This is a genomic window from Elstera sp. (assembly GCF_044372965.1).
Classification (GTDB): domain Bacteria; phylum Pseudomonadota; class Alphaproteobacteria; order Elsterales; family Elsteraceae; genus Elstera.
The window spans coordinates 1-24092 of sequence record NZ_JBILQX010000039.1; the positions used below are offsets into that span (position 1 = coordinate 1).

Genomic DNA, 24092 nt, shown 5'->3' on the forward strand with positions numbered 1-24092 from the left:
CTCGCCGGGGGCAATCGGCTGGCCCTCGGCGTTCAGAACCTCCACCTTCCAACCAGGAACGGCTTTGGTGGGGGAGCCGGATTTGATCGGCAGCGCTTCCAGGCCTAAGCAATTCGCCGCCACCGGCCAGCCGGTTTCGGTCTGCCACCAATGATCGACGACGGGCACCTTCACCCGGTCCTGCGCCCAATGCAGCGTATCGGGGTCGCACCGTTCGCCCGCCAGAAACAGCGCGCGGAAGCCCGACAGATCATAGTCGGCCATCAACGCCCCGGTCGGATCGTCGCGCTTGATCGCCCGGAAGGCGGTCGGCGCAGTGAAGAGAATCTTCACGTCGTGCTGCTGAATGATCCGCCAGAAGGCTCCCGCATCGGGCGTGCCCACGGGCTTGCCTTCGTAAAGAACCGTCGTCGCCCCATAGAGCAGCGGGCCATAAACGATATAGGAATGCCCAACGACCCAGCCGACATCGGAGGCGGTGAACATCACCTCGCCCGGCGCTAGGCCGTAGAGATTCTTCAAGCTCCACAGCAGCGCCACCATATAGCCGCCCGAATCGCGCACCACCCCCTTGGGAACGCCGGTCGTGCCGGAAGTATAGAGAATATAGAGCGGATCGGTGGCCTCAACCGGAACGCAGGGAACCGCGGCTGCGGCAGCGACGACGGTGGCCCAATCATCATCCCGCGCCGGATCGAGCGCCGCTTCGAGTTGTGGGCGTTGCACGATCACGCAGCGCGACGGTTTGTGAACGGACATGGCCAACGCCGCATCGAGCAGCGGCTTATAGGCGATGACCCGCCCCGGCTCCAGCCCGCAGGAGGCGGAGAGGATGACCTTCGGTTTCGCGTCTTCGATGCGGGTTTTGAGTTCGGTCGCGGCGAACCCGCCGAACACCACCGAATGCACCGCCCCCAACCGCGCGCAGGCGAGCATCGCCATCGCGGCTTCCGGGATCATCGGCATATAGACCAGCACCCGGTCGCCCTTGCCAACGCCCAGCGCTGCGAGCGCCCCGGCCAGCTTTGCCACCTGCTCGGTCAGCGCGGCATAGGTGAAGCGCTCTACGGTGCCGGTCATGGCGGAATCATAAATCAGCGCCACCTGATCGCCCCGCCCGGCGGCAACGTGCCGGTCGAGGGCGTTGTGGCACACATTAGTGGTGGCCCCCGTGAACCAGCGCCCGCCGGGGCTCGCCTCCCGATCCAGCACGCTCGTCCAGGGGCTGAACCAATCGGCAGCTTGCGCCGCTTCCCCCCAGAAGCCTTCCGGGTCCGCCCACGCGCGGTCGTAATGATCCTGATAACCCATGATGTCCTCCCCTTGCGACCTTTGGTGCCCGACTAGATAATTTTCTGTCTTCCTGCACCGCATTATGGTTCGATCTGCATTAATCATAGCCCCAGATGGGTCACAAGCGGAGGGGATGCCGCGCGACACTTCGCAGCAGGGGGCAAAAAAAGGGGGAGAGGAAGAATGGTGCTTAACGGTTTGATGCGTAGTGCGGCCAATGGGGCAGCCCTGACGCCGGTAGATTTTCTTGATTGGACGGCGGCGACCTACCCAAGCGTCACCGCGATTATTCACGGGCAACAGCGCTGGACTTATGCGGAAATCCGCGCATTGGTCCGACAATTAGCATCACAACTGGCGGCGCGGGGCATTAAAGCGGGGGATACAGTCTCGGCGATTCTGCCGAATACGCCGCCGATGGTGCTGTTGCATTACGCCGTGCCGATGCTGGGCGCGGTGCTGAACACGCTCAATACGCGCCTCGATGCCGCCACTATCGCCTTCCAACTCCGCCACGGCGACGCAAAACTGCTGATCGTCGATAGCGATTTCAGCGCGCTGGCGGGGGCCGCGCTTGCCCAGTTGGACACGCCGCCGTCGGTGATCGACGTGCTCGATCCGCTGGCCCACGCCCCCGGCCCGCGCCTCGGCGACATTGAGTTCGACGCGTGGGTCGCGGGGGGGGATCCTGCTTTCGCCGTGCCCGCCATTGAAGACGAATGGTCGCCGATGGCGCTCAACTATACCTCCGGCACCACGGGCGACCCGAAGGGCGTCGTCTATCACCATCGCGGCGCTTACTTGAACGCGGTGAATAATGCCGTCGTCTGGTCGATGCCCCGGCACCCGGTCTATCTCTGGACCCTGCCGATGTTCCACTGCAACGGCTGGTGCTTTCCCTGGACGATCACCTTGCAGGCGGGCACGCACGTCTGCCTGCGCCGGGTGGAGGCGACCGCCATGTACAGCGCCATCGCCGACTATGGCGTGACGCACCTGTGCGGCGCGCCCATCGTTATGAATATGCTGATCCACGCGAAACCGGAGGAGCGCCGCCCGCTGCCCCATAAGGTGGAACTCATGACAGCCGCCGCCCCGCCGCCCGCTGCCGTGATTCAAGCGATGGAAGCGCAAGGCTTTTCCATCACCCACGTCTATGGCCTCACCGAAGTCTATGGCCCCGTCGTCTATTGCGCTTGGAAGACGGAGTGGGACGATCTGCCCGTCGAAGAGCGCGCCCACCTCAAAGCCCGCCAAGGCGTGCGCTACCAGTTGCAAGCCGGGCTGATGGTCGCCGATCCCGACACGCTGGAGCCCGTGCCCGCCGACGGGAAAACCCTGGGCGAGGTGTTCATTCGCGGCAATATCACCATGCTCGGCTATCTCAAGAACCCCGAGGCGACCGAGAAAGCTTTCGCAGGCGGCTGGTTTCATACCGGCGACCTCGCGGTGCTGGACGCAGACGGCTATATCGCCCTGAAGGACCGTTCGAAGGACATCATCATCTCAGGCGGCGAGAATATCTCGACGATTGAAGTGGAGAGCGTGCTCTACGCCCATCCGGCCGTTCTGGAAGCCGCCGTCGTTGCCCGGCCCGATGAAAAATGGGGCGAAACCCCCTGTGCCTTCATCACCTTGAAAGACGGCGACCAAGCCACCGAGGCCGAAATTATCGCCCACTGCCGCGCCCACCTCGCGAGCTTCAAGGTTCCGAAAACGATTGTCTTTGGCCCCTTGCCGAAAACCTCCACCGGCAAAGTGCAGAAGTTCTTACTGCGCGATCAGGCGAAAACACTGTAATCGGGCGGGGCTTCGGGAGCACCGAAGCCCCTTTTTCTTAAACCGCAAGAACGGTCTGCACGAAACCTTCCACTTCCCGGTCCAGCCGGGTGGATTGTTCGGCAAGCGCCGTCGATGCTGCCAGAACGTCGTTCGCCGCGTCGCCGGTTTTCGTGGCAACCTGATGGATATCGTCCACGGTAGCGCTCACCGTCGCCGTTCGCCGAAACGCCTCCTGCGCATGGCGGGCGATCTCTTGGGCCGTCATCCCCTGCTGGGTAACGGCGCTGGCAATGGAGCCGCTGATAGCATGGCTATCGCCAACGGTTCCCGACACCTGGTTCAATGCCTCCGCCGACGCCTCGACCGACGCGCGCATGTCGGAAATCCGGGCAATAATATCCTGAGTGGCCCCGGCGGTTTGATTGGCGAGATTTTTGACCTCGGACGCAACAACTGCAAAGCCCTTCCCAGCATCGCCCGCGCGCGCCGCTTCAATGGTCGCATTCAACGCCAGAAGATTGGTTTGTCCGGCAATCGATTGGATTAAACTCACCACATCACCGATTTGCGCCGCAGCATCAGTCAATTGGCGAACCTCGGCATCCGCCGTTTCGGTCTGGTTGCGCGCCCGCGTGTTGATATCGGTAGCGCGGTCAACCTGATGGCCGATCTCGCCAACCGAAGCCGCGAGCTCTTCAGTCGCCGCCGCGATGGTCTTCACATTGTCGGCGGTATCGTCGGCCAAAGCCGCCATCACAATCGTTTGATCGACGGTCTGTTTGCTCGCCGTCGCCATGGTCTGCGCGCTGATCCGCAGCGCCTGGGCAGCTTGAGTCTGCTGGCGAATGAGCGTGCCGACCGTATTTTGAAACTTCTGCGCTAGGGTTTCACGCAGGATTTTGCGCTCCGCTGCCGCAGCGATCTCTTGCTCTTGCTGCGCCTGGGTTAGCGCCCGGCGTTCCTGTTCTGCTTTGCGGAAGATACCGAGCGCCTCGACCATGGTGCCCACTTCGTCGCGCTTGTGATGCTGCGGCAGTGGCGTATCAAGGTCGCCGCGCGCCAACTGGTGCATCGCCAGTTCCACCCGCGTCAGCGGCCGCGTAACCCAGGCGAGGAATCCTAGCGCCAGGGCAAAACTACCCGCTAGAGCCAAGAGACCCGCGACCAATACAAGTGTCTGTAGCCGATCCCCTTCTGCAATAAGATAGAGAATATCGGTCGATAGGCGCTGTGTTGATTGTTCAGCAACATCGTGGACGCTCTTGGTCAGCTTGGCTACTTCCCCAGAGAGGTTTTCAGCAACCCCGTCAAACTTCAGCATAAAGCGGTTGCCACCTTCCGTTCCTTCGGTCAGATAAGCATTCGCCATCTGTTTCCCAAGATCGTCGTATGCGGGAAAAGCAGCATTGACAGTATCCAGGCTTGAAACGATACTCGGAAAATCGAGTTGCCCTGCGATTGCAATGGCTTTTCGCATATTTTTTTCAAATTCTTGCGTATTTTCTTTAGCCAATTCGAAAGCTTCGGGATCCCTTCTCGCCGAGATGTCGTGAAAATGCAAAGAGTGAGCCAATATATTATTTTCAATTATTTTAATTACTTCGACAAGCAACATAATATTGGGCACCGGCTCAACATTCATCTGGTTTACTCGATAAAGTTCTTTTGTTTGGTATTGCAACATCCAAACAGAAGCACTAACGATTGAGAAAACCATCAACGCATTTGCGGCAACCATAGCCAGAACTTTATTACGAATTTTCATTTTTTGCCTCAAACCACCAACATAGTTACTGTAAGCTAAAAGTCCGCTATTAATGTTTGGTTAAATTTCGCGCAAATTCATACCAATCGCCTGCTTTTTAATCAGGGCGGGGCTCATTAAAAAAAACCGCCGATCGGGGGAATCAGCGGGTGGCGATTGACCTTTTTTGCGCGTTAAAGAGCGAGAATCACGCCATTTGCGCAATTTCGTCCCGGCCCGGTCTCATAAAAAAATGGGACGAGCCCTCCCGTACCGTCATCACCCGGAAAGCCAATGCCCACGTCCCGGAAGCCGAGAGTATCACCCCTTGCCGGGGTGCATCTGGCGAGCTTCAAAGGGCCGAAAACCTCCACCGGCACCGTGCAGAGGTTCCTGCTGCGCGACCCGGCGAAGGTTCTTTAGCAGGCGAGGGTTAGCCAACCCTGCCTTCTGCGACTGCATGGCAGGCCACGAGCCCCTCCGCGCTAGCGACGAGGGGGGGGCGTTCCTGCTTGCACCGGTCGTTCGCCAGCGGGCACCGAGGATGATAGAAGCACCCGGACGGCGGCGTGATCGGATTGGGGATTTCGCCTTGCACCGGCAAGCGCTGCCGCCCGCTCATGGCAAGGTCCGGCACGGCATCCAGCAGCATCCGCGTGTAGGGATGGCGGGGCGCGGTGAACAGTTGGCGCGAGGGCGCGACTTCGACCAACCGCCCCAAGTAGAGCACCCCTACCCGCGTCGCCATGTGCCGCACGACCGCCAGATTATGGGAAATGAGCAGATAGGTTAGGCCGAATTCTGCCTGCAAATCCTTCATCAGGTTCAGAATCTGTGCCTGGACCGACACATCGAGCGCCGAGGTTGGCTCGTCACACACTAAGAACTCGGGGTTGCCGGCCAGCGCCCGGGCAATCGCGATCCGCTGGCGCTGCCCACCCGAAAACTCATGGGGAAACTTTACCCCATCGGCAGGATCAAGCCGAACAAGACGCAACAACTCGGCAACCCGCGCGGCAATCGCTCCCTCATCGGCGTGCAGCCCGAAGGCGCGCATCGGCTCGGCAATGATCGTATCGACGCGCATGCGGGGGTTTAGGCTGGCGTAGGGATCTTGAAAAATCATCTGGAAGCGCCGCCGCAACCGCCGCATTTCTGCGGCGTTACCGACTTTCGTAATATCGGTGCCATCGAAGCGGATTTCGCCCTCCGTCGGGCGCAGCAGGCCGACGATCATTTTGGCGATGGTGGATTTCCCCGACCCCGATTCGCCCACCAGCGCGAAAGTTTCGCCCTTGGGGATGGAGAAGCTGACGTTATCCACCGCTTGAAGCGATTGTTTCGGCGAGCCTTCCAGCACCCGGTTCAGCCAGGGTTTCGATACGTCGAACACGCACCGTAGCCCTTCGACGTTGAGCAGCGGCGCGGCGTCTGCTTGGAATGCAACGGCAGTCATCGGCTCGCCTCCGAGGCTAACGCAGTCAATTGAGTTTCATCGAGAAAACAGGCAACGCTGCCATTCCCCACCGCGCGCACCGGCGGGCGTTCCGCTCGGCACTGGTCGGTTACAAAAGCGCAGCGCGGGTTGAAGGCGCAGCCCTTGGGAATATGGGCCAGGCGCGGCATCGAGCCGGGAATCTGCGTCAGGCGCTCGGCTTCCGCCTCGGGATCAGGGATCGAGCCCATCAAGCCTTTCGTATAGGGATGACGGGGCGATTTGATCACCTCGCGCACGGGGCCGATTTCGACAATGCGGCCCGCATACATCACCGCTACCCGGTCCGCCGTTTCCGCGATCACGCCCATATCGTGCGTGACGAGAATAACGGCGGTGTTCTTCTCCCGGCACAGGCGCTTGAGCACCGCGATGATTTGCGCCTGCACCGAGACGTCGAGCGCCGTGGTCGGCTCGTCGGCAATCACCAACTCGGGTTCGGCGGCCAGCGCTAGGGCGATGACCACGCGCTGGCGCATTCCGCCCGAAAACTCATGCGGGTAACTGTCCAGCCGCCGTTCTGCTGCCGGAATCCCAACCTCGACCAGCAGGTCAATAGCGCGCTGGCGGGCCTCAGCTTCCGAAAGCGGGAGATGCGTGCGGATCGTCTCGATCAACTGCTCGCCGACGCGGTAGAGCGGGTTCAGCGAGGTTAGCGGGTCTTGGAACACCATGCCGATGCGCCGCCCGCGAATCTTCCGCAGCTCTTCCGGCGGCAAGCCATTGATCTGCTGGCCCTTCAAGCGAACCGTGCCGCTGGCGATCCGGCCCGGTGGCTCCAGCAGACCGATCAGCGCGGTACCGGTGAGCGATTTGCCTGCGCCGGATTCGCCCACCAGCCCCAGCACTTCGCCGGGTTTGATGCTGAAAGAAATTTGATCGACCGCGCGCAGAATGCCGCGCCGGGTGGGGAATTCCACCACCAGATCGCGCACCTCAAGCAGCGCTTCAGGGGTTTCGGTCATGGCTTATCTCAGTTTCGGATTGAGGGCGTCGCGCAGCCAATCGCCGAGCAGATTTACCGACAGGGCCAAGGCCAGCAGCGTGAGCGAGGGGAAGAACAGAATCCACCATTCCCCCGAGGCGATATATTCCTGGCCGACGCGGATCAGCGTGCCCAACGACGGTTGAGTCGGCGGCGCACCGACACCAAGGTAGGATAGGGTTGCTTCGGCAATAATCGCCAAGGCCAGTCCGAGGGTGCCGATGACCAAGACCGGCCCTAAAACGTTCGGTAACACGTGCCGGACCATAATCGTCAGCGGGGCCAGCCCGATCACGCGCGCGGCTTGCACATATTCCTTATTCCGCTCCACCATCGTCACCCCGCGCACCGTGCGCGCATACTGGGGCCATTCGGAAAACCCGATGGCGAGGATCAGTACCGGCACGGCAAGGGCGGCATGGCTTTGCACCGGCAGCACCCCTCGGAAAACCCCAAAGATGAGCATGGCTACCAGAATCGACGGGAAGGTAAGCTGAATGTCGGCAATGCGCATAATGATGCTGTCAATAATGCCGCCTCGGTAGCCCGCAATCAGCCCCAGCGTTACGCCGATGAGCATGGCAAGACCAACGGCGGCAAACCCGACGAACAATGACGCGCGCGACCCGTAAAGAATGGTGGAGAGGATATCGCGGCCCTGATCGTCGGTTCCGAGCAGATAGCTATTCTGCGTGAACTCGTTGACGGCCATCGGGGCCGTCTTGCCATCCATCAGATTCAAACCGGCCGGATCGAACGGATTCTGCGTCGCCAATAGCGGGGCGAAGACAGCGCCAATGAAAATCATCAGCACCACAAACGCCGCCACCATCGTTACCGGCGATTGGCGGAAGGAATAGGCGACGTCCGAGTCCCAAATCTTAAAGAGCTTCTGCCGCAGGCTGACCGTGGGCAAGGCGGTTGGCGTATCGCGCATAGCGTCGAACCCTTAATGACGGGCGAGGGCCGCGCCAGACTTTAGGCGCGGGTCCACGATGAAATAAAGCATATCAACGATCAGATTGATCGTGACGAAGAAGAGGGCCACGAACAGCAAGTAGGTCGCCATCAACGGAATATCGACCGATTGAACCGAAGAGATGAACAAGAAACCCACCCCCGGCCACTGGAAGACAGTTTCGGTGATAATGGCAAAAGCCACCAGCGATCCCAGCTTAATACCCATGATGGTGATGACCGGGATCAACGTATTCTTCAGCGCATGGCCGAAATGCACCGCCCGATCCGACAGGCCACGGGCGCGGGCGAACTTGATATAGTCGGTTCGCAGCACTTCCAGCATTTCGGAGCGCACGAGGCGCATGATCAACGTCATCTGAAACAGACCGAGCGTAATCGCCGGCAGAACCATCGACTTGAGACCGGAAACGGTCAAAAACCCAGTCGTCCAGAACCCAAGATCGGTTACTTGGCCGCGCCCGAAGGAGGGCAACCACTTGAGTTCGACCGAAAAGAGGTAAATCAGCCCAATGCCGATGAGAAAAGTCGGTAACGACACGCCAACCAGCGAGAAGGTCATAATCGCTTTGGCGGAAAAACGGGTTCGGCGCAACGCCGTGAACACCCCGAAACCGACCCCGAAGACCAGGGCGAAAATCGCGGCACAGAACGCCAATTCTAGCGTTGCGGGCAGGCGTTCGATGATCAGATCGAGCACCGGACGGCCAACACGATAGGAAATTCCAAATTCGCCCTGCACGATGCGCCCGACGTAGGCGGCAAATTGCACGGGGAACGGCTGATCTAGGCCAAGTTCTTGGCGCATACGCTCCCGGTCCTCCTGCGTTGCCTCCTGGCCAGCCATCACGGAAATCGGATCGCCAACGAAGCGGAACAACGAAAAGGAGACGAGCGCCACGACAAGCATGACGAGAACCGCCTGGAATAGCCGACGAAGCACGAAGGCAAGCATCAACACCTCTAGTATCTAATGAGACCGGGGGGCCATTGGCCCCCCGGAACACCGCGCGTTCAAACGAGCGCGCGTTACTTTACATCAACGTATTTGATGTAGAAGGTGTTTTCGGTTTGCACCGGAATATTGTAGGCAGCCTTCATTGCCCAAGCGATATTCTGGTTGTGAACCGGAATATGGACCAGCGAGTCCTTGGCAATCTTCAACGCCTTGGCCATGGTCGCATCGCGCTTGGCCTTATCCGTCTCGGTGGCGAGCGCCTTGATCATCCCATCGAGTTCCGGGTTGGAATACTTCGGGTTGTAGCTACCGTAAGCACCCTTGCCTTCGCGGCTGTGGTACAGGAACTTCAGCACGTATTCGCCATCGAACGTGGGCACGCCCCAACCCAGCAGGTAGAAGTCGATCGCGCCTTCAATGATTTGCGGCGAATGCTGGGCCATCGGGCGGGCTTCCAGCGTTACCTTAATGCCGATCTGGCCCAGCATGCCGACAACGGCCTGGCAGATCTTTTCGTCATTGACGTAGCGGTTGTTCGGGCAGTGCATCGTAATGCCGAAGCCGGTTTCGTAACCGGCTTCCTTCATCAGCGCTTTGGCCTTGTTCAGGTCATAGGGCGTGACGGCATCCAGTTCCTTCGTGTAGCCATCGGCCCCCGGCGGCAGCAGCGTGCCGGACAGGGTGGACTGATCGGACATCACGACCTTCTGGATCGCGGCGCGGTTGATGGCAAAATCAACGGCTTGGCGCACGCGCAGATCGGCCAGCGGGTTCTTGCCAGTGACCGTATCGAACTTCAGATCGGGATCGCCGACGTTCAGGCTGAAGAAGATCGAGCGGTTTTCAGGGCCCGAGTTGACGCGCAGCCCACTCGTTCCGGCAATGCGGGCGATATCTTGCACCGGCACGTCTTGAATGAAATCAACTTCGCCCGAAAGCAGCGCTGCAACGCGGGTCGGCGCGGCGGCGATCACCGAATAGGTGACTTCCGTTACCTTCAGCGGGAACTGGCCTTTGCCCCAATAATTGGGGTTGGCGGTCATAACGGTGCGCACATCGGGTTCGCGGATCTTCAGAACAAACGGGCCGGTACCGTTGGTATTGCGGACGGCGAAGGTCTCTTCCTTGGCGTTAAAGTCCTGGGAATTGACCACATTGTTCGCTTCCGCCCATTCCTTGTCCACAATGAACAGATTGGTCAGATCGTTGACGAGCAGCGGGTTCGGACCCTTCGTCTTCACGGTGACCGTGAGATCATCGACCTTCGTTGCCGACTCGATGCTGGTCAGCAAGCCCTTCATCTGGGACTTGTCGCCGAGCGCGCGGGTTAGCGAGAAGACCACATCGTCCGCCGTGAAGGCGTTGCCATTGTGGAACTTCACACCGGGGCGCAGCTTGAATTCCCACACGGACGGATCGGCCGTGATCTTCCACGCCGTCGCCAGCGCCGGGGTCAGCTTCGCGTCGTTATCGCGATGGACCAAAGGCTCGTAAATTTGGTGCAGCAGATTGAAATTCTGGCCCGAGTTTTGGGCGTGCGGGTCGAGTGTGGTGGCATCTTGACCGCGAGCCATCTTGAACTGAACCGCCGATGCCGGAAGGGCAAGGGCCGTCCCCGCCAGTAGGGCTGCCGCCAAAGCGAACGTCTTCATCGTCGTTTTCCCCAAAAAATGAAAGTCAAACCGCATCTGCCGCCCAGCCGATGCGTCTCCTAGACACATAAGAATGGAATACCTGCCATTCAATCAACACATTTCTAAAAATTTATTCCAAAAAAAAACTGTGCAAAAACAACGGGTCGATTCACGGGCTTTGGTAATTTAATGTACGCTTTAGCCCTGAATATGAAAAAATATAACCGAAATCGCCCCTATTGCGATTGCTTCCAGCTTGATTCGCCATTTATTGCGGCGCAGCAAGGGGTTCTGACAGTTCGTCGGTGCCGTCGACAGGACGGCCGCCCGTGCAGCGCCCGCGACTTTTCATAACAAAACCCGCCGATCGTTCTGATCGGCGGGTGGCGATAGGCCCTCATGGAGCGTTAAAGATCAATCGTCACGCCATGCGCGCAATTTCGTCCTTAATTCGTAATTTTTCGCGTTTAAGGTGCTGAACGGTGACGAGGTCGGGATCGGGGCGGGTTCGCTCCCGGTCCAGTTGGGACTCTAGTTGCGCATGCTTGGCCTGCAACGACTTAACCCGTTCCATAGATGCCATTGGCGTCTCCCTCGTCGGTAACAGCGGCGCGCGTATCGCCCCGCTTGGCTTTTCTTAAAGCCAGGAAAAAGCCTAAGCGCGAATTGTGGCGAGAACCAGCAGGAAGACTCGCCAATTTGCGCTTCCCGTCTTTTCTTAACCGAAGGGGTGCGCGGCTCCGTGCTTTCATGGTATAAACACGCTCTGTCGGCCCCTGGGGTGTGACCTGATTGGCATCATGATTGACGATATTGAGCAGTTAAGCCGCAAACTCGAAGAATTGCGGGTGGAACATCGTGACCTGGACGAAGTGATCGCCCGCTTGATTGAGCGGCCCGATGGCGGCGCGGATCTTCTGCAGATTCAACGCTTGAAGAAGCGCAAGCTGGTGCTGAAAGATCAGATCCATCAGCTTGAGAGCGCCCTTTTGCCGGATATCATCGCGTAAGCGGCCCGAGCCCGGCGCGCTTTTCCCATCAGCCTGATCCGCTTATACTGCGGTTTCCTTTTTTCTATGGATGATCCTTCAATGAGCAGCACGCCGACGGTCGGCATTATCATGGGCAGTCAAAGCGACTGGTCCACCCTGCGCCATGCCGCCGAAACCCTGAAAGCCCTTGATGTGGTGGTCGAAACCCGCATCGTTTCGGCCCATCGCACCCCCGACCGGCTCTATGCCTACGCCAAAAGCGCGCGCGAACGCGGCCTGAAGGTGATTATCGCCGGGGCCGGCGGGGCGGCGCATCTGCCGGGCATGGTGGCGGCGCTAACCAGCCTTCCGGTGTTCGGCGTTCCCGTCGAAAGCCACGCGCTGAAGGGGATGGATTCACTGCTGTCGATTGTGCAGATGCCGGGCGGGATTCCCGTCGGCACGCTCGCCATCGGCAAGCCCGGCGCGATCAATGCCGCGCTTCTGGCCGCCTCGGTGCTGGGCTTGAGCGACACCGCCTTGACCGAACGGCTGGACGCTTGGCGCGCCCGCCAAACCGCGACCGTCGCCGAAACGCCGGAAGAGGAAGAAGACCCCTATTGGCAGAAGACGAGCCGATGAGCGCCACCGTTCTTGCGCCGGGAAGCACGATTGGCATTTTAGGCGGCGGGCAGTTGGGGCGGATGATCGCTCAAGCCGCCGCCAGCCTAGGCTATCGCACCCATGTCTACGCGCCGGAAATCGATCCGCCCGCCGCCCAAGTGGCGACGCAGACGACGACCGCCGCCTATGAGGACCGCGACGCCCTCGCGCGTTTCGCCGCCGATTGCGCCGTTGTGACCTATGAGTTCGAGAATATCCCGGTGGAGCCGGTGAGCTTCCTTGCCGAACTGCTGCCGGTGCGCCCCAATCCGCGCGTACTGCGCATCACTCAAGACCGGCTGAACGAGAAGGATTTTCTTGCCCGCATCGGTGTACCCACAACACGCTATCGCGGCGTTTCGGCGTTTGCGCGCCTCGCGGAAGTGGTCGCCGAAGTGGGCCGCCCGTGCGTGCTGAAATCCAGCCGCATGGGCTATGACGGCAAGGGCCAGGCGAAGATCGTCGAGGAAAGCGATATCGCCACCGCCTGGCGGCAGATGGGGGCTTCGGTTGGTATCGTCGAAAAATTCGTCGATTTCGCCTATGAGGCCTCGGTGATCGTCGCGCGCGGGCTGGATGGCGGCATGAGTTGCTTTGTGCCGGTGCAGAACCGCCATGAGAATCATATTCTCGCCGAAACCATCGTCCCCGCGCCGCTGTCGCCCGAGGCGCAAGCCCAGGCGCAAGACCTTGCCCGCAAGATCGCCGAAGCCATCGATCTGGTCGGCATTCTCTGTGTGGAACTCTTCGTGGGGGCCGATGGTACGCTGCTGGTCAATGAACTGGCCCCGCGCCCGCATAATTCCGGCCATTGGACGCTCGACGCCTGCGTTACCAGCCAGTTCGAGCAGTTGGTGCGCGCCGTCTGCGGGCTTCCGCTTGGCTCTACCGAACGCTTAGCCGATTGCGTAATGCAGAATCTGATCGGCGACCAGGTCAGTGCATGGCCGGAAATTCTGAAAGACCCCCGCGCTAAACTGCACCTCTACGGCAAGGCCGAGGCCCGGCCCGGTCGCAAGATGGGGCACGTCACGCGGCTGCTCGGGCCGGTTACGGCGCTTTAGGCGGCACGACCGCCGCCACCGTTGCCGTCACCACGGCGCGACTTGCAACCACCGTCGCCGTCACCACGGCGCGCAGCGCGTCGATTACCCGCTGTGCGGCCCCGTGCCCTTGCGTCTCGACCGCCCCGGACAGCGCCGCCCGCGCCAATGCCGCCAACTTGGCGGCCCCAAGCCGTTCGGCCAGCGCGAGCAGGGCCGCCAGAGTCTGCCGCCAGTGGTTCCAATCGCCCGAGCGGGCCGCCCGACTGAGCCGGGACAGCGCCTCTTGCGCGCTCGCCGGAAACCCCGCCCAAAGCGCCGCCACCCCCATCGCCCCCAAACTTATTTCCAGCCGAACCGCCACGATGGGATCCAGCAAAGCCACATCGGCGGCGGGGGCAGGCGGGGCCAATGCGATGGCAGTGGGCTGACCGGGCATGAGCTGGGCCATCACCTGCGTTAACTCCGCCCAATCGACCGGCTTGGGAAGGATTGCGTCGATCCCCGCATCCAGAAACCCGCCGCGGCTTTCGGGCAACACATCGGCGGTGAGGGCAATCAAGGGCATCCGCCCACGAACGCCCGGTAACGCCCGGATGGCGCGCGCCGCCGCCATGCCATCCATCTGGGGCATTTGCATATCGAAGATGCCAAGGTCGAAGGGGCCGTGATCGCGCACGGCGGCAACCGCCTCCCGGCCATTTTCAACCGTCATAACGGCGTGCCCGTGGCGCGAGAGCATCAAGCGCAGCAACGTGCGCGTAACCTCATTATCCTCGGCAACGAGCAGACGCCCGACGGTAAGGGCTTTTGCCTCGGTCAACGATGCCGCGCGCGCCGGTACGGCCACGCCCAACTGCATCGGCACGCTCACCCAGAAGGTCGCCCCATTCCCAAGAGTGGAGTCGACCCCAATCGCCCCGCCCATAGCCTCTGCCAGACGGCGGCAGATGGCAAGGCCAAGCCCCGTGCCGCCATATTTGCGGGTCGTCGATGCATCGGCCTGAACGAAGGGCTGAAACAGCCGCGCCTGCTGCTCCGGCGCAATCCCAATCCCCGTATCTTGAACCTCAAACCGAAGCGCTAGCCCGGCTAAGTCGCCCGGCTCGGCGCAGGCGACCCGGATCGTCACGCGGCCGTGCTGGGTGAATTTGACCGCATTGCCGATCAGATTCAGCAGGATCTGGCGCAGCCGCGTCGGGTCGCCGCGCACCAGAGGCGGAACCTGCGGGGCGATCTCCGTTACCAGCAGCGTCTGCGCCTCCACCGCCCGCCCCCGGAACAATGACGCCACATCGTCGATCAACTCGGGAAGGCTAAAATCGATTTCCTCCAAAACCAACCCCCCGGCTTCGATTTTGGAGAGGTCGAGAATATCGTTCAACAGGGTCAAGAGGGTTTGGGCCGAGGAGCGCAGCGTGACGGCATAGCCATGCTGCTCGTCGTCGAGCGCGGTATCGAGCAGCAGATCGACCATGCCGAGAACCCCCGTAAGGGGGGTGCGCAATTCGTGGCTCATGACCGCCAGAAACTGGCTTTTGGCGCGATTGGCATCCTCGGCTTGCGCGCGCGAGGCCTCCAGCGCCCGCCGGGAGGCTTCCAGCGCCTCTTCGGCGCGCGTGCGCTGGGTCACGTCGATCAAAGTCACTTGCATCGCCTCGCGCCCGTCCCAGCGGATCGCGCGGGCGAAGACATCGAGCCAGATACCCTGCCCATCTTGCCGCCGGGCGGGGAGGCGATAGACGATGACCTCGGTTTCTCCTGCCACCATGCGCGCCCAGATGCTCAGAATCTCCCGCTCCGCCGTGTCACCAAAGACGCCGAGCAACTCTGGGAAATCCAACACCGCTTCCGCCGAGACAAACCCAAAAATCTGCACGAAAGCTTGATTGACGAAACGGGCGCGCCGCCCGGAGATGATCAATATCCCCTGCAACGAGCCTTCGATGAGATGGCGGAAGCGCGCTTCGCTCTCCGCCAATTTTTGCATCGCCAGCAGCCGGTCGGTAATATCCACCGACGCCCCGATGACGACCCGCTCGCCGTCGATGTCCACCACGCGCTTGCGCAGAAGATACTGCCAGGGCGTATCGTTAAGGTCGGGTACCGTCCAATCTTCGGTCCGGACCTCCTCCCCCGCGAGGGCACGCTGATCGCCCTCGTGAAAGCGTTGGGCCACCTCCGCCGGGTAGAGGTCGAAAACCGTATGCCCCACCATCTCGCTCGGCGTTCGGCCGATGAACCGGGCGGTTTCGGAATTGACATAGAGAAAGCGCCCCGCGGCATCGCGCACGAAAATATTGATCGGCACGATTTCCATAATCTCCTCGAACAACCGACGGATGGGATCGGTTTTCGAGAAAGCGGCGGGGTCGTTCGGCGGCGGCACGGGCGATGGATCAAGCCGCGCTAGGCGACGGGCGCGGGCGACGGAAGGGGGGGCTTAGCCCCTCTAGCGCGCGCTTCACCCGGTCGCGCGCCGGCGTCAGAACGCTCGGCAGGCGCATCGCATCGGCAATGCGTTTATCGAGAAACGCCCAGGTTGCGGCATGATCCTCCGACGCATCGTCGAGCCAATGCAGCAAGATTGCGAGGTAAACGCCCGCCAGCAAACCGCGCTTGGTGTAATAATTGAAGTCGGTCGCCCGGTCGCCCGCCGCATACCAAAGTGCGCTCATGCTGTTCGCGAGGAGCCGGGCGGCAAGCCGCGCATGGCCCGGCAGGGCCAGCAGGCCAAGCCCGCGCCGCACAGCCTCCTTATGGGACGCGGCAAGGCTAAGGCGGGTGCGCACCCCCAGGGTGATCTTCTCGCGTACCTTGAGGCCCGCTGCCGCCGCAACGACCGCCGCCGCCTCGGTGTCGAGACAGGCATTCCAATAGGCAATCACATCGACCGCGCCGCCGGGAAAAGCGCGCAAGAGATCAACCTCGGTCAAACCGCAAGCGCGGGCGGCGTGGGTGAGCGCCTTCGGGGTCCAGCCTTCAAACGGCACCTCGTCGAGGATCGCCGGTAAGAGCTGCGCGCGCAGGATATCGAGGCTCATGACGTCGTCCTTTCCGCTAAAAGTGCCGTGAGGTTCAGTCGATGGTCGGCGTACATCAGCGTGCTCATATCGGGCATGCGCTGCGGGTAAAGCGTTCCATCCAAATGATCGCACTCGTGCTGAACCACCCGCGCATGAAAGCCCCCAACCGTTCGATCAATCGCCAAGCCTTCCGGGGTAATCCCTTGATAGCGAATGCGCCGCGGGCGTAGGACGCGCCCGGTGAGACCGGGGAGCGACAGGCACCCTTCCCAATCTTCCTCGGTTTCGGTGCCGATGGGTGTGATAAGTGGATTGACCAGCACCATCGGGCCTTGCTCCACATCGTCGGGGGCCCCGGTCAGGCGACGGGCGGGAACGGAGAAGAGCACAACGCGCAGCCCAATGCCGACCTGCGGGGCCGCAAGCCCCACGCCGCCGACTTCATAAAGGCTGTTCACGAGAATCCGCCCGAGCCGCGCAATCGCAGGATCGGTTGGATCGGGCACCAATTCGGCAGTTTTGCGCAGCGCCGGATGACCGGCCGTGACAATGGGCAGGGCCGCATCGGATTCAGGAATGGGCAATCGAATTTTCATGCCCTATTATTGCAGCCAGAGGGGTTTCCGTAAACCTAACGAAGGGGGAGGATTTTGAGCCGTGTACGAATCTCTCTTTCCAAACCCGCGTACATATGGTACCCGGACGCCCTCTTATCCATCGGTTCCATCGATCAAGTTTAAAGGGGCGTGAGTTAAACCGTGCATGTGATCGTCCGCGACAATAATGTCGATCAAGCCCTGCGCGCGCTGAAGAAGAAAATGCAGCGTGAAGGGATTTTCCGTGAAATGAAGTTGCGTCGTAATTTCGAGAAGCCCTCGGAACGTAAGGCGCGTGAGCAGGCTGAAGCGGTTCGCCGTTATCGCAAGCTGCTGCGTAAGCGGCTGGAGCGCGAAGGCTTCTAAGCCCAGCTTTTTCCCAGCCCCTGCTTCGGGGGCGATGGAACGGCATGGTAACCGCCCCAGAGTTTCTCTTGGGCGGTTTTGTCGTTTTTGGAGTTTCAACAAGAACATTTCGTGAAAAGGAGCTTCTATGTCCGAGCCTCTTGCCGCAAGCGCCTTAGCCGCGCTGTTCACCGAAGCCCGCACCCACCGCGCCTGGACGGATCGGCCCGTGAGCGATGACACGCTGCGCGCGGTCTATGACCTGACCAAATGGGGCCCGACCTCCTCCAACTGCTGCCCCTTGCGCCTCGTCTTCGTGCGCAGCCCGGAGCCGAAAGCCACGCTGCTGGATCTCGTGTCGCGCGGCAACCGCGCCTCGGTGGAAGCCGCCCCCGTTACCGCCCTGCTGGCGATGGATTTGGCGTTCTACGAGCATTTCGACCTGCTCGCCCCCGGCACCGGCGCGAAAAGCTGGTTCGATCCCGCCGACGAGCGCGGCATTTCGGATACGGCTTTGCGTAATTCGGCGCTTCAGGGCGGCTATTTCATCCTCGCTGCCCGGGCGCTAGGGCTCGACTGCGGGCCGATGGGTGGCTTTGACGCCGAGGGCATCAATGCCGCCTTCTTTGCCGACACCCCCTATAAGATCAGCTTCATCTGCGCCCTTGGGTATGCGGATGCCAGCAAGGTGCGCCCGCGCGCAGGGCGCTTTGACTTCGATCAGGTGGCACAGATTCTGTAGCGGAACCCTTGCGGGAAACGCCGAGGCAGCCCCGCAGGTTTCGCAGGAAACTTTTGGAAAGGGCTCTGCTAGGGTCATCACTTAACGCTGTATTAGGTGCCCTATGTCCCCCACCGCCGCGCCGCCCACCGCAGGCTATCTCTATGCGCTTCTCGCCTTCGGCTGTTGGGGGTTGGCACCGCTCTATTTCCGCCTGCTCGGCAGTATCCCGACGCCGGATATGCTGGCGCATCGGATTGTGTGGACGCTGTTGGCGCTGGCGATCATCGTTCTCGTCAGCGGTCGCCTGAAGCAAGTTCTGGCAACCGCCCGTCAACCGAAACTCATAGGGCGGTTGGTGATCTCCGGGCTGTTGATCGGCACCAACTGGGGCGTTTGGCTGTGGGCGATTAGCAGCGGCCATGTGCTGGAATCGAGTCTTGGCTACTTCATCAACCCGCTGGTGAACACTGTTCTCGGCATGCTGGTGCTAAAAGAGCGGCTAACCCCCCGCCAGGGCATCGCGGTTGCCATCGCCGCCGCCGGTGTCGTCGGGCTGGTCTTAGGCGGGGGGCATTTCCCCTGGATTGCTCTAACTCTGGCGATCAGCTTCGGGCTTTACGGGTTGGTGCGAAAAATCACGCCGGTCGATCCGATGGTGGGGCTATTTTTCGAAACGGCGCTCGTGTTTACCCCCTGCCTCGCCTGGCTCACGTGGCGCGGGTTCACCGATGCTGCTGGGATTGGCGTAATCTTCCCGTCGGCGGGCCTCTCGGCGCTGCTGATCGGCACCTCCATTGTCACCATCGTGCCGCTCGCGGCCTTTGTCGCCGCCACGCGCCGCCTGCCTTATGCCACCGTGGGGATCTTCCAATATATCTCCCCCTCGGGCCAGTTCTTGTTAGGCATTACGCTGTATGGTGAGACCTTCACCCAAGGCCACGCTATCGCATTCGGCTGCATCTGGGTAAGCCTTGCCCTCTATACCAGCGAGTTGGTCCGCAAAGCCCGCGTAACGGCCGCAGCTTAGCGCCCTGTTCGCCGCGACCGGCCCCAATGGGTTTACTGGCTCCAATCTGTTGAAGCTCCATACGTCCAACGAGCTTATGTCTTACATCAAAACTCAGGGCAAAACCCTACACGGGTAATGAGATGATGCCAATATTTGGAAATTGAACAGAGAAAAATACAATAGTATTGCGCTTGAAATCTATTCAAACATTTTAGAAATATCAAATTTTATTGTATTACATTCAAAATTTCTAAAATTTCCCGAATCTTTCGGTAATAATCGTCGTGCCAATCTTTTTTGCACTCAATTTTAAAGCAAGTTTCATCTCTTTCAGCCACCATTACAACAGGTATGGGTGCCTTCAAAGATTTGGGAGCCGTGAACAATGAATACCAAGGGCCTTTCCTTTATAGCGCTCGCGCTCGCTTACGGGCTTGCGATGCCTGCGCAAGCCGCCACGCTGGACATCGTGACTGGCAATGATTTCGCCCCTTACGCCGACGAAAAACTCCCGAATGGTGGCTTTGCAACGGACCTTGTCCGTGAGGTGATTAAAAAAATTGGGACGGAGGCAAATATCCGTTTCCTGCCCTGGAAACGCGGCTATGAGATTACCGGTTCGGGCGAAGCTCTCGCCACGTTCCCCTATGTTAAGAATCCGGATCGTGAAGCGGTTATGCTCTTCTCTGAGCCGCTGTATATCGATATCAGTCGCATTTTCTCGGTAAAGACCAATCCCGTCCCGTTTACGGGTGAAGAGAGTTTGAAGGGTAAAACGATCTGCAATCCCGCAGGGTACGTGATTTACCCAATGATCAAAGCTGGCCTTGAGGCCAAAACATTGCGCCTGCAAGAGCCGGGAGATATGCAGACCTGCGTGAAGTTCTTGGAGCTAGGCCGCGCCGACTTCATCATTTCGTCCCTGCCGGTGATGCGTACTATCACCGAGGCCCTGGGCGTTACGGATAAGTTGACCTGGGCAGAAAAGCCCTTCCGCGAGAGCGCCAATTTTCTGATCGTCGGCAAAAAGGCACCAGGCGGTGCCGAGTTCTTAAAGAAGTTCAACGACGGCCTTGCTGCTTACCGCGAGTCGCCAGCCTATGTTGATCTCACCAAAAAGCACGGGCTCGATGGCGCGGTAAGATAAATAAAAAGGGGGCGGTCCGAAGACCGCCCCCTAAACTCTTGCCGACGAAACGCGCGATTAACGCGAGTAGAATTCGACCACGAGGTTCGGTTCCATTTGCACCGGATACGGCACATCGGCCAGCTTCGGCGCGCGCAGGAACTTGCCCTTGGCGTTGGCTTGATCGTAATCGTAATAATCCGGCACGTCGCGTTCACCCGAAGCCTGGGCTTCCATGACCACGGCCATTTGCTTGGCCTTCGCCGTCAATTCGATGACATCGTTATCGCTGATCTGATAGGAGGCGATATTGACGCGCTTGCCGTTCACCTTCACGTGACCATGGCTTACCAACTGACGGGCGGCGAAGGGGGTCACGGCGAACTTCAAGCGGTAGACGACCGCATCCAAACGGCGCTCCAGCAGACCGATCAGGTTTTCGCCCGAATCGCCTTTACGGCGCACGGCTTCCTGGTAGAGCTTGCGGAACGCGCGCTCGCCGATATTGCCGTAATAGCCCTTCAGCTTTTGCTTCGCCTGAAGCTGGGTGCCGTAGTCGGTCGGCTTGCGACGACGCTGACCATGCTGGCCGGGGCCGTATTCGCGCTTATTCAGCGGCGACTTGGCGCGGCCCCAGAGGTTGACGCCCAGACGGCGATTAATCTTGTATTTCGCTTGGATACGCTTCGACATAGCTGCTCTCACAGAATAAAAATTACCGAGCCTTCGCGTGCTGACCCCCATAAAGCTATGGGAGCTAGAAACACCCTGCCGGGCATTTCTCGCGGAAGAGGCGGCTTCTTACCCTTCCCCACCCGCAGCGTCAAGCGAAACCGCCCGAAAGCGTGCTAACCACCGCTAGTCTTTCGATTTCCGTCGCATACCATACTGTTGAATGCCGTTTTTTTGAGCGAATCGCTTGATGTTAAAGGTTTTTAAAGCGCGGTCGTGCATTTTATTTCAATAGTCTCTTCTAGGCTCGGAGCGTTTCGAGTGACAGGAGTAGCCCATGTCTGCCCCCCTGCAACGCCTCTATCGCCGTATCCTACTCGGCGCGGCCCTGGTCCTTCTTCCGGTCAAGAGCGGTGCGGCAATCGAGTTGATTACCGGCAACGACTATGTGCCCTACACCGACCAGAGGCTGCCGCACGGCGGATTTGCCTCCGAGATGATCCGCGATGTTCTCAAGGATATGGGGCTATCGCTCACCTTACGCTTCCTGCCCTGGAAACGCGGTTTCGAATTGACCGAAGCCGGGGAGGCAATGGCAACCTTCCCCTATGCTCCCAGCCTCGACCGCGCCAAAGTGATGCTTTTTTCTGAGTCGCTATTTACGTTAAAATCAATTATCTTCTTCAATAAGAAGAACACGCATTTATCTATAAAAATGTCGACAGCCTGAAAGGAAAAACTTTCTGCAACCCGCGTGGATACGTTATTTATGATGAAATTCGCGAACCGTTACTAAGGGGAGACATAAAAATTGAAGAGCCATCCGACATGGCGAGCTGCGCGCGCATCCTTGCCGCCGGACGCGCCGACTTTATTATTACCGATACCTTCACCTTACAGGATGTCGCCCTGCAATCCGGCGTGTGGGACAAACTCGCGGCTTCGGATAAAATATTTACCGAAAAAACGAACCATCTGATTATCGGAAAAAACACAAAAGGCGGCGCTGAGTTTCTTGAGAAATTCAACGCCGCCTTACGTGAATACAAAAAATCGCCCGTATTTTTTACATTGGTCGATAAATACGGACTTGCCGAAACCATTCGCTAGCGTGGTTTACGGGCTCGGGAAAGCCCGTAAACCACGCGCGATGTGTTAGCGGCTTTCGAGTTGCTGCGCGTGAACCACCGCCGTTGCGATCATGTTCAAAATCCCGCGCACTGTGACCGACGGCGTCAGAATATGCGCGGGTTTCGCCGCGCCCAGCAGCATCGGGCCGATGGAAAGACCGTCGGACGTGGATTTCAGCAGATTGAAGGAGATATTCGCCGCATCAAGGCCCGGCATAATCAGCAGATTAGCCGCCCCCTTCAACCGCGAGCCGGGGAAAATCCGATTGCGGATTTCCTCGTTCAAGGCGCTATCGGCGTGCATTTCGCCTTCCACTTCCATATCGGGGAAGCGTTCGACGATGAGGTCCAGCGCCTCGTGCATCTTCACCGCCGAAGGCGCGTCCGACCCACCGAAGTTGGAGTGGGACAGCAGCGCCACTTTCGGCGGCAGGCCGAAGCGGCGCACCACGTCGGTCGCAAGAATGGTCATTTCCGCGAGCTGCGCCGCCGAAGGGTCGCGCTGCACATGGGTGTCGCAGACGAAATAGGTGCCCTTCGGCAGAATCAGCGCGTTCAAGGCATAGAAGCTGGAAACGCCCCGTGCCCGCCCGATCACTTCGGCGATATGGTTGAGGTGGCGGTGATAGCGGCCAATGGTGCCGCAGATCATCGCATCCGCCTCGCCCCGCCGCAGCATCAGCGCCGCGATCACCGTATTGCGCGTGCGCACGATCTGGCGGGCATTGTCGGGCGACACGCCGCGCCGCGCCATCAGGCTATGATAGAGCGCTGAATATTCATTGTAACGCGGGTCGGAGTTGGGGTTACAAACCTGGACATTCTCCCCGAGCTTCAAGCGCAACCCAAGGCGCGCAACCCGGCTTTCGATAACATCGGGACGCCCCACCAGGATAGGAAGGCAGAGCTTTTCATCGAGCGCCTGTTGAACCGCGCGCAACACGCGCTCCTCTTCCCCTTCGGCGAACACCACCCGGCGCGGGTCGCGCTTGGCGGCATCGAAGATCGGGCGGGCGAGTTGACCGGAGCGATAAACGAATTGGCTGAGATGGTCGCGGTAAGCGTCGAAATCCTCAATCGGGCGCGTGGCAACGCCGCTATCCATCGCGGCCTTGGCCACGGCGGGGGCGATTTCGACGATTAGCCGCGGATCGAAGGGCTTCGGAATGAGATATTCCGGGCCGAACTTCAAATCTTCATCGGTATAGGCATTGGCGACGATCTCCGAGGCTTCGGCCATCGCAAGATCGGCAATCGCCTTCACGCAGGCGATCTTCATCGCCTCGTTGATCACCGTTGCCCCCACGTCCAACGCGCCCCGGAAGATGAAGGGGAAGCAGAGGACGTTGTTCACCTGATTGGGATAGTCCGACCGGCCCGTGGCGACGATGGCATCGGGGCGGATTGCCTTCACCTCGTCGGGCATAATTTCCGGCGTCGGGTTTGCCAGCGCCATGATGATGGGGCGCTCGCCCATCGACATCACCATATCGGGCTTCAGCACGCGCGGCGCGGAGAGGCCTAAGAAGATATCGGCGCCAACGATGGCATCGGCCAGCCCGCGCGCATTGGTGTCGCGCGCATAGCGCTCCTTGCGCGGGTCCATCAACTCGACGCGGCCCTTATAGACCACGCCCGCCAGATCGGTGACGGTGATATTCTCCAGCGGCAAGCCCATATCGACCAGCAGATCGAGGCAGGCGAGCGCCGCCGCCCCCGCGCCGGAAGTGACGAGCTTCACATCCTTCAGCTCTTTGCCAACGACGCGCAGACCGTTGAGAATGGCCGCGCCGACGATAATGGCGGTGCCATGCTGATCGTCGTGGAACACCGGAATCTTCATCCGGGCGCGCAGGCGCGATTCGATCTCAAAACATTCGGGCGCTTTGAAATCTTCGAGGTTGATGCCGCCGAAGGT

The 24092-nt window shown here is 60.0% G+C and carries 24 protein-coding genes; 11 read left to right on the top strand and 13 right to left on the bottom strand.

Features of this window, described 5'->3' with window-relative positions:
• A partial coding sequence (locus tag ACIQ36_RS07325) for an AMP-binding protein (RefSeq protein ID WP_395827583.1) occupies nt 1-1311 on the bottom strand: 1311 nt, incomplete at its 3' end.
• Between the two features lie 165 nt (nt 1312-1476).
• Here ACIQ36_RS07325 and ACIQ36_RS07330 point away from each other — a divergent pair.
• A complete protein-coding gene (locus tag ACIQ36_RS07330; protein WP_395827586.1) occupies nt 1477-3093 on the top strand; it encodes an acyl-CoA synthetase in 1617 nt (538 codons plus the stop codon).
• A gap of 37 nt (nt 3094-3130) precedes the next feature.
• Here the strand turns inward: ACIQ36_RS07330 and ACIQ36_RS07335 are convergent, their stop codons facing one another.
• Nucleotides 3131-4840 (bottom strand): methyl-accepting chemotaxis protein, encoded by a 1710-nt coding sequence (locus ACIQ36_RS07335; RefSeq protein ID WP_395827589.1) that lies wholly within the window; start codon nt 4838-4840, stop codon nt 3131-3133.
• 273 nt (nt 4841-5113) lie between these two features.
• Between ACIQ36_RS07335 and ACIQ36_RS07340 the strand changes: the two genes are divergently transcribed.
• Nucleotides 5114-5242 carry a hypothetical protein gene (locus ACIQ36_RS07340; RefSeq protein WP_395827592.1) on the top strand — a complete coding sequence of 43 codons (129 nt, stop codon included), beginning with the start codon at nt 5114-5116 and terminating at the stop codon, nt 5240-5242.
• A gap of 10 nt (nt 5243-5252) precedes the next feature.
• Here ACIQ36_RS07340 and ACIQ36_RS07345 read toward each other — a convergent pair whose 3' ends face one another.
• The 6 genes from ACIQ36_RS07345 to ACIQ36_RS07370 all read right to left on the bottom strand — a co-directional run bounded on the left by ACIQ36_RS07345 (nt 5253) and on the right by ACIQ36_RS07370 (nt 11452).
• Complete coding sequence (locus ACIQ36_RS07345; protein WP_395827595.1) at nt 5253-6275, bottom strand: ABC transporter ATP-binding protein; 1023 nt, start codon at nt 6273-6275, stop codon at nt 5253-5255.
• Nucleotides 6272-7279 (bottom strand): ABC transporter ATP-binding protein, encoded by a 1008-nt coding sequence (locus ACIQ36_RS07350; RefSeq protein WP_395827597.1) that lies wholly within the window; start codon nt 7277-7279, stop codon nt 6272-6274. The genes ACIQ36_RS07345 and ACIQ36_RS07350 overlap by 4 nt, the downstream gene beginning before the upstream one ends.
• A 3-nt stretch (nt 7280-7282) precedes the next feature.
• A complete protein-coding gene (locus ACIQ36_RS07355) occupies nt 7283-8236 on the bottom strand; it encodes an ABC transporter permease (protein WP_395827600.1) in 954 nt (317 codons plus the stop codon).
• 12 nt (nt 8237-8248) lie between these two features.
• Nucleotides 8249-9232, bottom strand: a complete 984-nt coding sequence (locus ACIQ36_RS07360; protein ID WP_395827603.1) for an ABC transporter permease — start codon at nt 9230-9232, stop codon at nt 8249-8251.
• A gap of 74 nt (nt 9233-9306) precedes the next feature.
• Nucleotides 9307-10887: an ABC transporter substrate-binding protein gene (locus ACIQ36_RS07365; protein WP_395827606.1), complete on the bottom strand. Its 1581-nt coding sequence runs from the start codon at nt 10885-10887 to the stop codon at nt 9307-9309.
• A 403-nt stretch (nt 10888-11290) separates the two neighbouring features.
• Nucleotides 11291-11452 (bottom strand): YdcH family protein, encoded by a 162-nt coding sequence (locus ACIQ36_RS07370; RefSeq protein WP_395827609.1) that lies wholly within the window; start codon nt 11450-11452, stop codon nt 11291-11293.
• A gap of 217 nt (nt 11453-11669) precedes the next feature.
• Here ACIQ36_RS07370 and ACIQ36_RS07375 point away from each other — a divergent pair, with 217 nt between their 5' ends.
• The 3 genes from ACIQ36_RS07375 to ACIQ36_RS07385 all read left to right on the top strand — a co-directional run bounded on the left by ACIQ36_RS07375 (nt 11670) and on the right by ACIQ36_RS07385 (nt 13567).
• A complete protein-coding gene (locus ACIQ36_RS07375; RefSeq protein WP_395827612.1) occupies nt 11670-11879 on the top strand; it encodes a YdcH family protein in 210 nt (69 codons plus the stop codon).
• 81 nt (nt 11880-11960) lie between these two features.
• The gene (gene purE, locus ACIQ36_RS07380; RefSeq protein WP_395827615.1) at nt 11961-12482 is read left to right on the top strand and encodes a 5-(carboxyamino)imidazole ribonucleotide mutase; all 522 of its coding nucleotides are present in this window, start codon (nt 11961-11963) and stop codon (nt 12480-12482) included.
• The gene (locus ACIQ36_RS07385; RefSeq protein WP_395827618.1) at nt 12479-13567 is read left to right on the top strand and encodes a 5-(carboxyamino)imidazole ribonucleotide synthase; all 1089 of its coding nucleotides are present in this window, start codon (nt 12479-12481) and stop codon (nt 13565-13567) included. Before purE ends, ACIQ36_RS07385 begins: the two co-directional genes overlap by 4 nt.
• Here ACIQ36_RS07385 and ACIQ36_RS07390 read toward each other — a convergent pair.
• From ACIQ36_RS07390 to ACIQ36_RS07400, 3 genes are read right to left on the bottom strand one after another with little or no spacing between them, the layout of a single operon-like run.
• On the bottom strand, nt 13554-15935 hold the full coding sequence (locus ACIQ36_RS07390) for an ATP-binding protein (RefSeq protein ID WP_395827621.1): 2382 nt from the start codon (nt 15933-15935) through the stop codon (nt 13554-13556). The genes ACIQ36_RS07385 and ACIQ36_RS07390 overlap by 14 nt on opposite strands.
• Nucleotides 15936-15945: 10 nt before the next feature.
• Complete coding sequence (locus tag ACIQ36_RS07395) at nt 15946-16590, bottom strand: COQ9 family protein (RefSeq protein ID WP_395827625.1); 645 nt, start codon at nt 16588-16590, stop codon at nt 15946-15948.
• A complete protein-coding gene (locus tag ACIQ36_RS07400; protein WP_395827628.1) occupies nt 16587-17156 on the bottom strand; it encodes a peptide deformylase in 570 nt (189 codons plus the stop codon). The genes ACIQ36_RS07395 and ACIQ36_RS07400 overlap by 4 nt, the downstream gene beginning before the upstream one ends.
• A 174-nt stretch (nt 17157-17330) precedes the next feature.
• Between ACIQ36_RS07400 and rpsU the strand changes: the two genes are divergently transcribed.
• From rpsU to ACIQ36_RS07420, 4 genes are all read left to right on the top strand, one after another.
• Complete coding sequence (rpsU, locus tag ACIQ36_RS07405; protein WP_094407664.1) at nt 17331-17534, top strand: 30S ribosomal protein S21; 204 nt, start codon at nt 17331-17333, stop codon at nt 17532-17534.
• A gap of 127 nt (nt 17535-17661) precedes the next feature.
• Complete coding sequence (locus ACIQ36_RS07410; RefSeq protein ID WP_395827631.1) at nt 17662-18255, top strand: malonic semialdehyde reductase; 594 nt, start codon at nt 17662-17664, stop codon at nt 18253-18255.
• A gap of 103 nt (nt 18256-18358) precedes the next feature.
• Complete coding sequence (gene rarD, locus ACIQ36_RS07415; protein ID WP_395827634.1) at nt 18359-19264, top strand: EamA family transporter RarD; 906 nt, start codon at nt 18359-18361, stop codon at nt 19262-19264.
• A gap of 367 nt (nt 19265-19631) precedes the next feature.
• Nucleotides 19632-20393, top strand: a complete 762-nt coding sequence (locus ACIQ36_RS07420; protein ID WP_395827637.1) for a substrate-binding periplasmic protein — start codon at nt 19632-19634, stop codon at nt 20391-20393.
• Between the two features lie 57 nt (nt 20394-20450).
• Here ACIQ36_RS07420 and rpsD read toward each other — a convergent pair whose 3' ends face one another.
• Complete coding sequence (gene rpsD, locus ACIQ36_RS07425) at nt 20451-21065, bottom strand: 30S ribosomal protein S4 (protein ID WP_395827640.1); 615 nt, start codon at nt 21063-21065, stop codon at nt 20451-20453.
• Nucleotides 21066-21381: 316 nt separating this feature from the next.
• Here rpsD and ACIQ36_RS07430 point away from each other — a divergent pair, with 316 nt between their 5' ends.
• Together ACIQ36_RS07430 and ACIQ36_RS07435 are read left to right on the top strand one after the other, a co-directional pair.
• The gene (locus ACIQ36_RS07430; RefSeq protein WP_395827643.1) at nt 21382-21774 is read left to right on the top strand and encodes a hypothetical protein; all 393 of its coding nucleotides are present in this window, start codon (nt 21382-21384) and stop codon (nt 21772-21774) included.
• A 98-nt stretch (nt 21775-21872) separates the two neighbouring features.
• Entirely contained in the window at nt 21873-22154 is a 282-nt protein-coding gene (locus tag ACIQ36_RS07435; RefSeq protein ID WP_395827646.1) for a hypothetical protein, read from the top strand.
• Nucleotides 22155-22199: 45 nt separating this feature from the next.
• On the opposite strand, the gene ACIQ36_RS07440 is transcribed toward ACIQ36_RS07435, so the two are convergent.
• Nucleotides 22200-24092 (bottom strand): NADP-dependent malic enzyme (locus ACIQ36_RS07440; protein ID WP_395827649.1); only part of this gene is annotated, 1893 nt, incomplete at its 5' end.

Bases quoted from the DNA above. Each gene is read 5' to 3' on its own strand.
- ACIQ36_RS07330 (WP_395827586.1), top strand. From the start codon at position 1,477: ATGGTGCTTAACGGTTTGATGCGTAGTGCGGCCAATGGGGCAGCCCTG.
- ACIQ36_RS07335 (WP_395827589.1), bottom strand. From the start codon at position 4,840: ATGAAAATTCGTAATAAAGTTCTGGCTATGGTTGCCGCAAATGCGTTG.
- ACIQ36_RS07340 (WP_395827592.1), top strand. From the start codon at position 5,114: ATGCCCACGTCCCGGAAGCCGAGAGTATCACCCCTTGCCGGGGTGCAT.
- ACIQ36_RS07345 (WP_395827595.1), bottom strand. From the start codon at position 6,275: ATGACTGCCGTTGCATTCCAAGCAGACGCCGCGCCGCTGCTCAACGTC.
- ACIQ36_RS07350 (WP_395827597.1), bottom strand. From the start codon at position 7,279: ATGACCGAAACCCCTGAAGCGCTGCTTGAGGTGCGCGATCTGGTGGTG.
- ACIQ36_RS07355 (WP_395827600.1), bottom strand. From the start codon at position 8,236: ATGCGCGATACGCCAACCGCCTTGCCCACGGTCAGCCTGCGGCAGAAG.
- ACIQ36_RS07360 (WP_395827603.1), bottom strand. From the start codon at position 9,232: ATGCTTGCCTTCGTGCTTCGTCGGCTATTCCAGGCGGTTCTCGTCATG.
- ACIQ36_RS07365 (WP_395827606.1), bottom strand. From the start codon at position 10,887: ATGAAGACGTTCGCTTTGGCGGCAGCCCTACTGGCGGGGACGGCCCTT.
- ACIQ36_RS07370 (WP_395827609.1), bottom strand. From the start codon at position 11,452: ATGGCATCTATGGAACGGGTTAAGTCGTTGCAGGCCAAGCATGCGCAA.
- ACIQ36_RS07375 (WP_395827612.1), top strand. From the start codon at position 11,670: ATGATTGACGATATTGAGCAGTTAAGCCGCAAACTCGAAGAATTGCGG.
- purE (WP_395827615.1), top strand. From the start codon at position 11,961: ATGAGCAGCACGCCGACGGTCGGCATTATCATGGGCAGTCAAAGCGAC.
- ACIQ36_RS07385 (WP_395827618.1), top strand. From the start codon at position 12,479: ATGAGCGCCACCGTTCTTGCGCCGGGAAGCACGATTGGCATTTTAGGC.
- ACIQ36_RS07395 (WP_395827625.1), bottom strand. From the start codon at position 16,590: ATGAGCCTCGATATCCTGCGCGCGCAGCTCTTACCGGCGATCCTCGAC.
- ACIQ36_RS07410 (WP_395827631.1), top strand. From the start codon at position 17,662: ATGTCCGAGCCTCTTGCCGCAAGCGCCTTAGCCGCGCTGTTCACCGAA.
- rarD (WP_395827634.1), top strand. From the start codon at position 18,359: ATGTCCCCCACCGCCGCGCCGCCCACCGCAGGCTATCTCTATGCGCTT.
- ACIQ36_RS07420 (WP_395827637.1), top strand. From the start codon at position 19,632: ATGAATACCAAGGGCCTTTCCTTTATAGCGCTCGCGCTCGCTTACGGG.
- rpsD (WP_395827640.1), bottom strand. From the start codon at position 21,065: ATGTCGAAGCGTATCCAAGCGAAATACAAGATTAATCGCCGTCTGGGC.
- ACIQ36_RS07430 (WP_395827643.1), top strand. From the start codon at position 21,382: ATGTCTGCCCCCCTGCAACGCCTCTATCGCCGTATCCTACTCGGCGCG.
- ACIQ36_RS07435 (WP_395827646.1), top strand. From the start codon at position 21,873: ATGGCGAGCTGCGCGCGCATCCTTGCCGCCGGACGCGCCGACTTTATT.